The 14,560-nt window shown below is 40.0% G+C and carries 7 protein-coding genes; 1 reads left to right on the forward strand and 6 read right to left on the reverse strand.

Annotation, left to right across the window (positions count from 1 at the left end):
* Nucleotides 1-407: 407 nt before the first annotated feature.
* From I2483_RS14340 to glgB, 5 genes are all read right to left on the reverse strand, one after another.
* A complete protein-coding gene (locus I2483_RS14340) occupies nucleotides 408-2,825 on the reverse strand; it encodes a glycogen/starch/alpha-glucan phosphorylase (protein ID WP_207277814.1) in 2,418 nt (805 codons plus the stop codon).
* 11 nt (nucleotides 2,826-2,836) lie between these two features.
* Complete coding sequence (locus I2483_RS14345; RefSeq protein ID WP_207277815.1) at nucleotides 2,837-4,261, reverse strand: glycogen synthase; 1,425 nt, start codon at nucleotides 4,259-4,261, stop codon at nucleotides 2,837-2,839.
* 36 nt (nucleotides 4,262-4,297) lie between these two features.
* Nucleotides 4,298-5,404 carry a glucose-1-phosphate adenylyltransferase subunit GlgD gene (glgD, locus tag I2483_RS14350; RefSeq protein ID WP_207277816.1) on the reverse strand — a complete coding sequence of 369 codons (1,107 nt, stop codon included), beginning with the start codon at nucleotides 5,402-5,404 and terminating at the stop codon, nucleotides 4,298-4,300.
* Nucleotides 5,405-6,229: 825 nt separating this feature from the next.
* Entirely contained in the window at nucleotides 6,230-7,375 is a 1,146-nt protein-coding gene (locus tag I2483_RS14355; RefSeq protein WP_207277817.1) for a glucose-1-phosphate adenylyltransferase, read from the reverse strand.
* Nucleotides 7,375-9,297 (reverse strand): 1,4-alpha-glucan branching protein GlgB, encoded by a 1,923-nt coding sequence (glgB, locus tag I2483_RS14360; protein ID WP_207277818.1) that lies wholly within the window; start codon nucleotides 9,295-9,297, stop codon nucleotides 7,375-7,377. The genes I2483_RS14355 and glgB overlap by 1 nt, the downstream gene beginning before the upstream one ends.
* 1,370 nt (nucleotides 9,298-10,667) lie before the next feature.
* Between glgB and pulA the strand changes: the two genes are divergently transcribed.
* Nucleotides 10,668-12,791, forward strand: coding sequence for a type I pullulanase (gene pulA, locus I2483_RS14365; RefSeq protein ID WP_207277819.1), 2,124 nt, complete (start codon nucleotides 10,668-10,670; stop codon nucleotides 12,789-12,791).
* A 317-nt stretch (nucleotides 12,792-13,108) separates the two neighbouring features.
* On the opposite strand, the gene I2483_RS14370 is transcribed toward pulA, so the two are convergent.
* Nucleotides 13,109-14,275 (reverse strand): pyridoxal-phosphate-dependent aminotransferase family protein, encoded by a 1,167-nt coding sequence (locus I2483_RS14370; RefSeq protein WP_207277820.1) that lies wholly within the window; start codon nucleotides 14,273-14,275, stop codon nucleotides 13,109-13,111.
* Between the last annotated feature and the right edge of the window lie 285 nt (nucleotides 14,276-14,560).

A 14,560-nucleotide genomic window follows, 5' to 3' on the forward strand; every position in this document is an offset into this window, starting at 1 on the left:
TGTGATTACCTGCTTTCTTATAATTGTTGAACTAAAGCTTCCCTTCGCTCAATTTTCACATGCATTCGCATGGTTAATTTATACGGAAGGGTTGTTGTTACTATAACGATAATTACCCGACTTCACAATACTCTATTAATTAGTCGTGTTGGCTGGCCGTCCAAGTAGTTATACGCACGGCAATGGTAGGATATGATTGTTTGGCAAGGTTATATGATCTGTACGCATGCTTATATGATCGCTTGGCGGGGCTATATGATCGGTACGCATGCTTATATGATTGCTTGGCAAGGCTATATGATCGGTCAACTGGGTTATATGATCACTCTCCTCTTTTCCCAACAAAAATAGGACTATCCATTGAAGAATAGCCCTCATTATTTCCTTGAGCAAACAACCGGTTCACTTCAAACCTGTTTTTTCAACTTCCAGATCTCTGTCGCATAATCTTGAATTGTCCGGTCGCTGGAGAACTTTCCTGAATGAGCGACATTCGTAATACTCTTATGGAGCCAGGATAGTTTATCACGGTACGTCTGCTCCACTAGCTCTTGGGTTTCAAGATAAGGCTCAAAATCTTTTAAGACAAAGTAAGGATCATTTTGGGATAAAAGATTGTAATAAATATCCTTGAACTCAATTTCATGCGATCCAAACTCACCGTGATTTAATTGATCTAGAATCCGGCTTACCCTGTCGTCCGTATTGTAAATATCCATAGCATTATAACCGCCATGTTGATAGTAATTCAATACTTCATCCGCTGTTAAACCGAAAATGAAAATATTTTCATTGCCAACGGCTTCTTTAATTTCAACATTTGCACCATCTAGCGTACCTATTGTTAAAGCGCCGTTCATCATCATTTTCATGTTGCCAGTACCTGATGCTTCCTTACTCGCAGTTGATATCTGTTCACTAATATCAGCTGCCGGTATGATTTTTTCAGCGAGGCTGACATTGTAGTTTTCTAAAAATACAACTTTCAGCTTACCTTGAATACCCGCATCATGGTTTACAATCGAGGCCACCTTATTAATAAGCTTAATTACTTCTTTCGCTAGATGGTAGCTCGGTGCGGCCTTTGCTCCGAAAATAAATGTGCGTGGAATCATATTCAAATTGGGATTTTCTTTCAATTCATTGTATAAATAAATAATGTGGAAAATGTTAAGCAACTGACGTTTGTATTCATGAAGCCGTTTAATTTGCACATCAAAAATTGATTGATCATCCACTAAAATACCCGTGCGTTCATGAATGAGGTTAGCTAATATTTGCTTATTTTCATGCTTCACTTGACTAAACTTTTCTAAAAATGAAGCATCCTTGGAATACTTTAATAAGCTGATAAGCTGTTTGGGGCGCTGTATCCACTGCGGACCAATTGACTCTGTTATAAGTTCCGACAATTTCGGATTTGCTTGCAACAGCCAACGGCGATGGGTGATTCCGTTCGTCTTATTATTAAAACGATCTGGGAAAAGTTCATAAAAGTTCTTCATTTCCTTTTTCTTTAAAATATCCGTATGAATTTGCGCAACACCATTCACACTGAAGCTACCCACAATTGCGAGCCGCGCCATGTGAATTTGCTCATCAGCGATGATGGCTAGCTCCGGAATCTTCTTCCTAAGCTCTTGATGATCAAACCAGAGTCCCTTACAGAAACGCTCGTTGATTTCATCAATAATCATATAAATACGCGGAAGTAGATGTTCCATCATTCCTTTTGGCCAGGTTTCAAGCGCTTCACTCAATGTCGTATGATTCGTGTAGGCAATTACTTTTGTCGTTACTTCCCAGGCACTGTCCCAACTGAAGTGCTCTTCATCCATCAGAATTCTCATGAGTTCAGGGATTGCTAAAGTTGGGTGCGTATCATTCACTTGAATAACCACTTTTTCAGGTAAATACTTTAACGATTTTTGATGATTCTTTTTAAAGTCGTTAATGATATTTTGTATACTGGAAGAAACAAGGAAATACTGTTGCTTTAAGCGCAACTCTTTTCCTTCATACTTCGAATCGTCCGGATATAAATACCCTGAAATTTGCTCAATCGAATGCTTATGATCTAGATCATGGTAAAAATGTGAGTCATCTAGGTCTTGACCAACTGATTCTGCACTCCAAAGACGAAGTGTATTGATCACTTCATTTTTATAGCCAACTATAGGAATATCATAAGGTATCGCCATGACCTTATCTGTATTTTCATGTTTAAATTCAATATTGCCATCATTCCGCTGAAACATATGTACGTTTCCGTGATAATGAATGCAAATGGCTTCGTCCTCTTTTCGCGTTTCCCAAGCGTACTGATCCTTTAACCAATAATCCGGAAGCTCAATCTGGTTACCATTGATAATTCGTTGTTCGAATAATCCGTAACGATATCTAATTCCGAAACCATGTCCAGGATATTTAAGTGAAGCTAATGAATCTAGAAAACAAGCCGCTAATCTACCTAACCCGCCATTCCCTAAACCGGCATCATGTTCTTGGGCGTATATAGTATCAGGGTCGAACCCCAACTGCTTCAGCGCCTGATTTGACTGTTCAAGCATCCCACAATTAAGCAGGTTACTTTGAAGTAAACTGCCAACTAAAAACTCCATCGATAAATAATAAACTTGTTTACAGCTTTTCTCGATATATTTTTTTTGAGTCAATTGCCAATGCGGTAAGATTTCCTCATTGACAATTGAAGCAATCACATAATACATATCTTTACCGGTCGCATCCGCAACTTCTTTTCTTTGGTCTGTTTGTAATTTACTTATGATCCGTTCTTTAAACCCATCCACAGTTAGTTCAAGCAAAAATCTGCCCCCTATACATTTATTGTCATTAATTGGTCATAAATAGTTGCATACTCCCGAGCTGAATCCTGCCAGCTGAACTGACTTTTATTCACATTCTTAACCACTACAGGCCACTGAAGGGGATCATGATAAATTCGTAACGAATAGCGTAAGGTAGCCAATAAATCATCCGCATTGTAATTCGTAAAACTAAATCCATTTCCTTCACCAGTTAGTTCGTTAAACGATAGAACTGTATCCTTCAGTCCACCCGTCTCCCGCACAATTGGTACCGTTTTGTATTGTAAGGCAATGAGTTGGGCTAATCCACAAGGTTCAAACTTTGATGGCATGACAAAGAAATCAGCACTTGCATATAATTGGCGCGCTAATCCTTCATCAAAAGCCAACAAGGTCACAAGTTTATTCGGATGACTTTCAGCCGCTTCCGTAAAATACGTTTCAAATTCTTCATCACCGGTTCCTAAGATAATGAATTGAACATCTTCGTGGAGAAAATCATCTAAAATATGTTGAACAAGATGCAAGCCTTTTTGTTCAACAAGCCGAGTTATAATAATATAGAGCGGCTTTTCAGCGGCAATCGGCAATCCTAGTTTCTCTTGGATCATCATCTTATTTTCCTTCTTTTTAGCCCTCGAAGAGCGGTAGTTAACTGCAATTGCCGGGTCTGTTTGGGGATTATAATCTTTAGTATCAATACCATTAAGCACACCGCTTAAATCAGCGGACCGTTCCAAGAGAAATGAGTGAAGTTCTTCACCATAGTAAGGGTCTTTTATTTCTTCTCCATAACTAGGACTAACGGTTGTTATTTTATCTGCATGAAACAAACCGCTTTTCAAGCAGTTCAACATCCCATTCCATTCAAAACCACCGATATGCTCCCGTGACATATCAAAGAAATCCTCAAATATGTCGATCGGCATCATCCCTTGGTACTTAATATTATGAATCGTCATGACCGTTTGCATATCAGCGATTGGCTGAAGTATTTTAGCGAGAGCAACAGCCATACCCGCTTGCCAATCATGTGCGTGGAGTACGTCCGGTTTAAAGTCTAGATGGGTTAAGGCTTCAATAACAGCACGACTAAAAAACAAAAACCTTTCACCGTCATCATAATACCCGTATACCCCTTTACGGGTGAAATAATACTCATTTGAAACGAAGTAATAAATAATATTATTATAGTTTAAAGAATAAAGACTTGCTTCCGAATTACGCCACCCAAGCGGTACATTGAAGCTCATAAGGTACTCCATTTGATTCCGCCACTCTACCGGTATTTCATCATAAAGTGGAAGAATCACGCGCACCTCGATTCGTTGGTTCATTTTTAATGCTTGTGGAAGTGAACCAATCACATCTGCTAATCCACCAGTTTTAATAAAAGGAGTACATTCCGAAGCTACAAATAATACGTTTCTCATATAAAATCTACCCTTTCCAACCAACGATTTCTTATTTTACATGACTTGTCTTTTTGCAACGACATATGGTTTATCCTTCGACCCGATTAATTTTTGATTGGCGGTCACATGAACGTCTTTATCTAATATCACATTCTCCAAATAGACTCCTGCTTCAATCGTACATCGCTGCATGATAATCGAGTTTTTTATCGTGGCTCCTTCTTCTACGGTTACACCTCGAAACAACACACTACCTTCTACCTCACCGGCAATAATACAACCATTTGCTAGGATTGATTTTTTGACACTCGCTTCATTACGATATTTCGTTGGTGGCTGATTCCCAACCTTTGTCCTAATAAACGGTTGTTTATAAAACAGTTCCTGATAATTCACCTCGGATAATAGGTTCATATTATGCCTATAATAACTCTCGATTGAATTGATAAACACGCCGTACCCCTCGTTGTTATAAGTTTGTACCTTTAACGTAGCAAGATTCTCTTTAATGCCATGGACAAAAAAGTGATCTTGGTGGTGTGCGATACATTGATCAACTAACGTCATTAATAAGTCTTTGTTTATAATATAAACACCCGTGAAAAGGTTGTTGTCCTGCTTATCATTCGTGATTGCAGTGACCCAGCCCTCTTCGTCTGCTTCAATACGAAAAGCAGAATCATGTTCAGTATTTAACGTCTCGACACGAGTAGAAATCAGCGTTATATCTGCTTTATTAGCAAGATGACTCTTAAACGCATCTTGATAATTCGTATTTGTTATAAATTGACTTCCGCTGACCAGCACATAGGAAGATTTTCCACGATCAAAATAATCACGGTTATTATGGAAAAAACTTAGATCGCCTTTTGAAATATCGGATGGATCGTTCCAGTCCGGTGGAAGAATAAACAAACCTCCATTGCGCTCATCCATCTCCCAGCTACCACCTGTTTGAAGATGATCCATTAGGGATCTATATTTATTGCGGGTAAAAATCGCAACGGACTCTACATTAGAATTTCCCATATTGGAAAGCGGAAAATCTATCAAACGATAACGGCCTGCAAAAGGAATTGTGGCACCGCTGCGAAAATAAGTTAATTCATGAAAATAATGATGCTCGTGTTCTAGGTTAATAAGGCCCATCATTGTGTTCATCTATTTTCCCTCCTTGGATTGTCAAACTAAGTTGAAATAAAGATTCCCTTCAAATCTGCTACGGCGCTCGGGGATACCCCCCTTAGCCAAGCAGCTAACTTTTGTGATAAAACACTAAGCACCCTATGTGCAGGTGCTTTCGGATTGCTCTGGACTGAACGGCTACTATGTTATCGGGATTTCTTGCTACGTAGGATGCGACTTTGTCGCACCCTACGTAGCTTTTTCGTTAATCGTATGGTTGGCGTTCGTCCGTCGCTTTCCAAAGGCACATGTATATAAAGTGCTTAAGCTTTTTGAAACGAAAGAATCGTTGGCTTCTTATCTGGATGAAGGCCGCCAAAGATGCAATTTTGGCTGTTTACTCCTTCTTTATGGTTTTTTCCATTTTTAATTTTAGGTAGCGTCATTTTCTATAGGGAATCACATGAAGCCGATCGTACCCTTGGCTAAAAAGTAAGTTAGGAACGCATTGTAGAAAATGCAAGCGTGCCCGAAATTGTATCTTCGGGCACATATAACTTCTGTGAAAGGTCATCTATTCTACTATTCCAAGCAACTGCAATTTTTACTTGAACGTTGTAGGAACGCGACAGGCAACTAATCGCAAGAGGATGATCAAGGTCGGTGTGGCTAGAAGTGACGAAGCCACTTCTGGCCACACTTGCCTCTCGAGGAGGAATGTACTTCAATTCCTCCCTAAACCTGTCGTGATTATTTTGCCGAAAGCGAGCCGGAAACGTACCAGTCCAAATGAGAACTATAGTTCCTATGTTCACGACACTCTTTTATTGAAAAGTTCAATTTGTACTTCTATTGCTTAGCCTAATAACTTAACGCTAAAATCTCATTCAGTGTATCTTGATTGATGACGAGCGGCTCTTCAGTAAGTCCAATGCTAATATCTGTTCCTTCAGGAATCTTTGTATTTTCCATTACAATCACGCGTTCTAAAATCGAGTTCTTCCCCACCTCTACGCCTGGGTACAGGATTGATTGTTTAACCATGCTATCAGGGTGAATTACTACATTTTCAAATAATACAGAACTGTCAACTGTTCCACACACCCAACAACCAGAATTAATCAATGAATGCTTTACAACTGCAGTTTCACTGATATATTCCGGGGGTATGTTCGTTTCATTGGTGAAAATTCTCCAGTTTGCATTGTTTAATAAGAGACTCCAATCCTCATCAAGTAAGTCCATATTGGCTTCCCAGTAGCTTTCAATTGTACCGACGTCCTTCCAATACCCTTCGAAACGATAAGCATACAAGCGAAGATTATCATTAACCATCGCTGGAATAATATCCTTTCCGAAATCATGACTGGAGTGACTATTTGCAGCATCTTCCACTAAATAGGCTCTCAACATTGACCAGGAAAATATATATACGCCCATAGATGCTAAATTATTTTTTGGTATTTTCGGTTTTTCATCAAATTCGTAGATGCGCATGTTCTCGGTCGTATTCAAAATTCCAAACCGTGACGCTTCTTCCCAACTCACCGGGATTGCGGAAATGGTGACATCAGCGCCCGTTTTTTTATGATCTTCCAACATTGCTGCGTAATCCATTTGATAAATATGATCACCCGAAATGACAAGGACATATTCTGGGTCATGCCGATCGATAAAATGAATATTTTGATAGATCGCATCGGCCGTACCAGAATACCAGTCGCCTCCGTCTTTCGCTTTATAAGGGGAAAGTATTGTCACACCCGTATTTTGTCGATTCAAGTTCCACGGTTTTCCGTTCCCAATATGCTTATTTAATTCGAGCGGTGAATATTGGGTCATCACGCCCAATGTATGAATCCCAGAATTTGCACAATTACTTAACGTGAAATCAATAATTCGATACTTACCACCGAAGTGCACTGCTGGTTTTGCTAAGTTTTTCGTTAATTCTCCTAAACGTTTTCCTTCTCCGCCAGCCAATAACATGCCTACACAATTCTTCATTAATTAGCCTCCTCGTCGATGATTTCCGGTATTAGTTTGCATTTAAAAATTGTAATAGCTAAAGGTGGTACCTTTATTTTTATATGCTGTGATAATGTGTGCCATTTTTGCGGGATACTAAAGTGGTTAGCATCGTTTACTTGTCCAGATCCCCCGAATTGAACAGCGTCTGAATTAAAAACTTCGTGATAAGTCCCGGGGTTTGGTACACCGATTTTATAGTCAAAAAGAACATCCGGTGTGAAATTGCAGACAATAATTAGTTCTTCCCCTGGACTTGTACTACGTCTCCGAAAAGCAATCACACTTTGATTGATATTATGAGGATCAATCCACTCAAACCCCTCAGAATCATGGTCCAATTCATAAAGTTCTGGATATTCTAGATAGAAATGATTGAGCGCTTTGACATAGTTAAACATCGCTTTATGAAGTGGATACTCCAGTAGATGCCAATCCAATTGTTCTTGGTCCTTCCATTCAGCGTACTGGGCTAGCTCGCCTCCCATGAATAATAACTTTTTACCAGGGTGCGCCATCATATAGCCATATAGCAATCTAAGATTTGCAAACTGTTGCCACTGGTCACCAGGCATTTTATCAAGCAATGATTTTTTACCATGAACGACCTCATCGTGTGACAGCGGTAGTAGAAAATTTTCCGTATGTGTATACATAAATGAAAACGTAAGTAAATTGTGGTGCCATTTACGGTGAAATGGATCAGCCTCCAAATATGTAAGCGTGTCGTTCATCCAGCCCATATTCCATTTGAAATTAAAACCAAGCCCTCCTACATGTGTAGGCGCCGTAACAAGTGGTAAATCTGAACTATCTTCAGCCATCATCATTACGCCGGGTTCATATGAAAAAATAACTTCATTTAATTTGCGAATAAAGGCATATGCTTCAAGATTTTCATCTCCACCGAATGAATTGTAAACTTTATCCTTGTCCTCTGATTTATCAAAATTAAGATAGAGCATACTAGCAACTGCATCTACACGAATCCCATCGATATGGTATTCTTCTAGCCAAAAAAGCGCATTAGAGATTAAAAAACTTTGTACTTCTGGTCGCCCAAAGTCGAAGGTTAATGTTCCCCACAACTTTTTTTCAGCTTTACGTGGATCGGCATATTCATATAATGGCTCCCCATCAAATTGACGAAGTGCAAAATCATCCTTACAAAAGTGACCAGGAACCCAGTCCATAATGACTCCGATGTTGTGTTGATGGCATTGATCAACAAAATATTTAAATTCATCACGTGGTCCATAACGCGACGTGACAGAAAAATACCCAGTTATTTGATAACCCCACGACAGATCAAATGGATGCTCTGCAAGTGGGAGTAATTCAATATGTGTATAGCCGAGCGATTTCACATAAGGAATCAATTGATCAGCAAGTTCTCGATATGAATAAAATTCACCGTCTACGTCTTTTTTCCAAGAGCCTAGATGAACTTCATAAATCGATACTGGTGATGTATACACATCAAACGATTTCTTTTCTTCTTGCCAATCAGTATCGCTCCACTCATATTCGGATAGTACCGGGGTTAAAGATGCCGTTTCAGGGCGAAGCTCAGATTGAAGAGCATATGGATCTGCTTTCAATAGCACCTGACCATTCTCCGATAGAATTTCATATTTATAAGGGGTGTTTTCGGGAATTTCCGTATAAAAACCAACCCATAACCCTTCGTTAGTAATTCTCTTTAATGGGTGTAAATTGCCTTTCCATTGATTAAAGTCACCGACTACATGGATTTCTTTGGCGTTAGGTGCCCACACTACAAATCGATAACCTTGAGTGCCTTCCCATTCAATCGTATGGCAACCTACTAATTGGTGACTATGATAATTAGTACCTTGGTGGAATAAAAATAGTTCCTGTTCTGAAATATCGTAATGCATCGTGCTGACTCCTTTCTTGAGCCAATTAAGATTATATTCATGAAGGTATACGAATATGACTAGTTCTTCTTTGTCGTGGATCCTTTATTATTTACTTCTTTGTAATAGTTGAGTATTGTAATGACACAACTTTCATATCCTAAGCAATTACAATTGGAAAATCAAAAGCGCAAGCACCTGTTCAAAGGGCTTTGGAGTCTTGACGTGAAATCCCTATGTCACTGCTTATCCACAGTTCGTGATTTTCTAGTTTACTATGCTATATAGAAACCTTATTGCTATCGCTTATATCACATTCTATGTTAACAGATTAGTATGTAAATAAATTTTAAATCGTTCTACAAATTTCTTTTTTTGTAAATTTATTGTTAGTTTTTGTCGAATGAAGGACTTAACGCTGGCTTCATTTCCATATATAAATCCACGTCTGTTGATTGACCAAACCAGCAAATAACTTGATCACACACTGGGGGCTAAATGTAACGTTGCGCTTTTGGATTGCTTTGGATTGAATGACTTCTATACCATTCCCCGGATATCTGGATGTGTAGGGATGCGACTTCGTCGCATCCCTACACAGTTTTTCCGGTAATCGTATTGTGGTCCTTCTTCCGCCCTGCTCCAAATGCATAAGTACACGTAGTGCAGATGCTTTTTGGGACGAAAGAATAGTTGGCTTCTCACCTCGAAAAAAGCCGCCAAAGATGCAATTTTGGCGGCTGATGCTTTCCCTTTGGTTTTTTCTTTTTTTAGTAAAGAAGTGTCACTTTCTAGTAGGCGTCACATGATTAGATGCATACTCTTTGTTAAAAGTAAGCAAGAAGCACGTTATACAACGTGCAAGAGTGCCCGAAATTGTATCTTCGGGCACTTACAATCTCTATAGATAGTCATCTACTCTTTTCTTCCAAAACAGCTGCATTTTTCACTTGAATAGTGTAGGAACGCGACAGGCAACTATTCACAACAGTATTACTGAAAAGAGTGTGGCTAGAAGTGACGGAGTCGCTTCTAGCCACACTAGGATCCCACAGTAAATCTGTCATGAATAGTTAGCCGTAAGCGGGCCGAAAATAGTCCAGTGAAAATGGAGGATATCCAGCCCTTCTCACCAGTATTTTATGCAAATAAATGGTTAATCAGCAGATATTGTTTAAACTTTTAATAGGATGACAATAACTTCAATGAACAACAAATATCGATTTCCGGTTAAAGTTCAGGTACGTTTCTTAAATTGGTGGAAGAACATATACTAAGGTTAAGCACTTGTAAATGGAAATAGTGAAGGCGAATTTAGGGTCATGGCACTAAAGACAGCGGCGCCCGTACGTCCAGCATGTTAAATCTAAACAAAATAAGGGGGTACTTTTGTGGAAACTCATGTGGCTTGGATCGATGATGTTCACGTGTTAACCGTTATCGTGAACGATAGTTCAATAATGCTGCACACGGAAGAACCACCCATCATTTATTGGGCAGCGAAAGAGAAGTACTTTTCGACAAATGTTGAAAAAGTAAACGCCGATTCCACCGTTAGGATCATTCTTTTAGAAGAACTGCCAATTGGAGAAAGTCTTGTGCTCTTATGGGGCACAGCGAAGATCCCTGTTTACCCTAGAGCAATCGTCCGTACGGATTGGTTTGATCAGCACTATGCCAATTTGGATACTAAATTGGGGGCTGACTACGAAGAATCGGCAACAACACTCTCTATTTGGGCCCCGACGGCTACTTCTGTAAAGGTGTATTTAGATAATCGTTATTTTTTAGTAAATCGACAAAAAAGTGGACTATGGCAACTAAAAGTCGAGGGTGACTGGCATGGTTTTGCTTATCATTATGAAATTATCGTCAATGGACAAACGACTCATTTGAATGATCCCTATGCGAAAGCTTTGCTTGCTAACAGTGAAAAAAGCGTGATTATAGACCCCGCTAGAACAGACCCGCCTAACTTTAACAAACGCAACAGGCCAAAACTCCAAAATTTACAAGATGCAATTATCTATGAGTTACATGTAAGAGACGCAACAATTCAAGAAGATAGTGGGGTCGTTAATCGAGGAAAATTTTTAGGTTTGACAGAAACGGCTACAACAACTAAAAATGGTTTTTCAACAGCGCTTACTTATATGAAAGAATTAGGTTGCACGCATGTTCAACTTTTACCAATTAATGATTTTGCACGCGTAGATGAGACTAATCCGAACGATAACTATAATTGGGGCTATGATCCATTATACTTTCAAGTACCAGAAGGCAGTTATTCCTTGACACCTAATGACCCTGTAGCAAGAATCATTGAATGTAAAAAGATGATTCAAGCGTTTCATCAGGAAGATATCGCGGTAATCCTTGATGTCGTGTATAATCATGTTTTTATCATGGATGAATCACCATTCGAAAAACTTGTTCCTGGCTATTACTTCAGGTATCACAGTGATGGAAGCCCTAGCAATGGAACTGGGGTAGGTAATGATTTTGCATCAGAACGAGCAATGGCGCGAAAATTCATAGTAGATTCGATTAATGTTTGGCTTAATGACTATCATGTAGATGGATTCCGGTTTGATTTAATGGGGGCCATTGATATTGAGACAATGAACAAAATTCATGAACGCTGTAAAGAAGAATCAGTGCCGATTATGTTGTTAGGTGAAGGTTGGGACCTCCCAACGGCATTAGCTCCCGAAAAGAAAGCTACTTCCATGCACGCCAATCAATTAGCGGATATCAAGTTTTTCAATGACTACTTCCGCGATTCACTCAAAGGTCAGTTATTTAACAAACACGATTCTGGTTATGTAAATGGTCAAGGACGTTTCATCGAAAGGCTACACAATCTCGTATCTGGAACCGCTTTAGAAGAATTAGGTGCACCATTTGTGTCCGAGGTGAACCAAACAATTAACTTTGTCGAATGTCACGATAACCATACACTATGGGATCGGCTTCTACTTAGTAATGAGCAAGACAGCGATTTGACGCGTAAGAAAATGCACCAACTTGCTTCAGGAATCACGTTATTAAGCCAAGGGATTCCGTTTATCCATGCCGGTCAAGAATGGTTTAGAACGAAACAGGGCGATGAGAATAGCTATATTTCCGGTGATTGGATTAATCAATTAGATTGGCGGAAAAGAGAAGTAGAAAATGACAATGTTGAATTTATTAAAACGCTGATTGCACTACGGAAAAAATATGATGTATTTCGCCTGACTTCTAAACAAGAGATTAGGAGAAGATTATTTATAGTAGAGACGCCCGCTCCTGTTTTTGGCTTCACGTTACTTGGAGATAACGAAGACTTTGCAATCTATGTTAATCCAACAAAAATAGCCTATCAGTTGCGCTTGCCTTCATCGGCGATATGGCGAATTATGGCGAACAATAATTTTGAAAAGAACACAGCGCAACAGGAAGTAATAGGTGAATTTACATCTATCGATCCTTACGAGTTAGCCGTCTTTAAGAAATCACGGGAGATTGAATAAGCGAGGGGTACCCAGATGTTTGGCTTTTGGGTACTTTTTTTGTGGTTATACGTGCCGGGATATGATTGGGTCGCGGGGTGATATGATTGGTTGGCGGAGTTTATGATCGGGTCGCCGGGTTATATGATCGGTTCGCGGAGTTTATGATCGGGTCGCCGGGTTATATGATCGGGTCGCGGAGTTTATGATCGGGTCGCACGGTTATATGATCGGGTCGCGGGGTTATATGATTGGTTGGCGAGGTTAGATAATCGCTCACCCCTTTTTCCTACCAAAAAAGGGCTACCCATTAAAGGATAGCCCCATTATTTCCTTACTTAAACAACCACTTGTACTTCTTGTTTAAACCGTTCAACCGCCTTTGCCGAATTAACTGGATGTCCCAATTCATTCAACGTGTCACCAATTAATTCTACCGCTTTTTCCAGCATTGCCTCCGTTGTATTCCCCATATGCCCAATGCGGAACGCTTTGCCTGCTAAATGAGCAAGTGAGCCTGCGACAATCACACCTTTTTTACCAAGTGCTGCGCGGAATTCCGCGTCGTTAACTCCCTCTGGATAAAGAATGCAGCTCAATGTTGATGCTGCAACGTCTTCATCAGCAATTGCTATCATGCCATATTCGGACAGCGCGGCTCGTACTGCTTTGCCGAATGCCGTATGGCGAACAATTCTTGTCGACAAGCCTTCCGCGTGAACGAGTCTCATTCCTTCATCATAGGCATAAATCAAGTTCACAGGCGGTGTTGCAAAATACTTTGAAGGATCGTTCATGACAGGAATCCAATTGTAGATATCGCAATAATAAGCCGAAACGCGTTCCAACTGCTTTCTTGCGGCTAATGCTGTTTGATTGAAGGCAATAATAGCCAATCCCGGCGGAACACCAATTGCTTTTTGCGAGCCTGTCAAAATGACATCAATTTTATAATCCGGATGGCCATATGTTTTACTCATATCTTCTTCCATCGCAGCCGTTGCACAGACACCGTCTAAAATGACAAGTGCACCATGCTTTTTCACGATTGGTACAAGTGCATCAAGATCAGCTGCAACGCCAGTCGAAGTATCGGCATGCGTTATTGTCACTGCTTTATAATGCCCATCAGCAAGTTTCGCTTCCACTTCAGCAGGCGTAACTTGCTTACCCCATGCCGATTGAAGTACATCCACTTCTATGCCAAAAGCTTGTCCTAATTTAATGAACCTGTCCCCGAAATAACCTTGGCTGACGACTAATATCTTTTCACCAGCTGCGACCGTGTTAACAAGCGCCATTTCCATTGCAATCGTTCCCGATCCGGCAACGACAAACACTTCTCCGTCTGTTTGCAACATTTCACGCGTCTGCTCAATAGCATTTTTGTAAATCGCAACAAACCGTGGATCAGTATGTCCTCTCGTTTCACTCGCCAGCGCATCATAAATGGAATCTACAACAGGCGTCGGTCCAGGTATCAGTAACATTTCTTCGTTTCGCATTCTATTTCCCCCTAGCTATTTTCAAAATATACTTTCTAGCTCTAGTACTACTTCCATACATGTCGCTAAAATCCTCTTATAGTTAATCAAAGCAAATAAAAACGGCTTTATTCCACTTGTAGGAATAGAGCCGTTACTATGTCACTCTTCGTTCGAACCCATACACCGCTCGCACTCGAACAATGGGGATTCAACTTGCTCTATAATTTCACAACCACATTCACGACAAATCTTTCTGGGCATTTCTTTCCTATTGTTGTTTGTTTGCATATAAATCTCCTCCAC

Origin of the sequence: Sporosarcina sp. E16_3, assembly GCF_017347125.1 — a bacterium.
In the GTDB taxonomy this organism is placed as follows: Bacteria; Bacillota; Bacilli; order Bacillales_A; family Planococcaceae; genus Sporosarcina.

Excerpts from the sequence above, each read along its gene's own strand:
- I2483_RS14355 (WP_207277817.1), bottom strand. The coding sequence starts at position 7,375 with ATGAAGAATTGTGTAGGCATGTTATTGGCTGGCGGAGAAGGAAAACGT.
- I2483_RS14345 (WP_207277815.1), bottom strand. The coding sequence starts at position 4,261 with ATGAGAAACGTATTATTTGTAGCTTCGGAATGTACTCCTTTTATTAAA.
- I2483_RS14370 (WP_207277820.1), bottom strand. The coding sequence starts at position 14,275 with ATGCGAAACGAAGAAATGTTACTGATACCTGGACCGACGCCTGTTGTA.
- glgD (WP_207277816.1), bottom strand. The coding sequence starts at position 5,404 with ATGAACACAATGATGGGCCTTATTAACCTAGAACACGAGCATCATTAT.
- glgB (WP_207277818.1), bottom strand. The coding sequence starts at position 9,297 with ATGCATTACGATATTTCAGAACAGGAACTATTTTTATTCCACCAAGGT.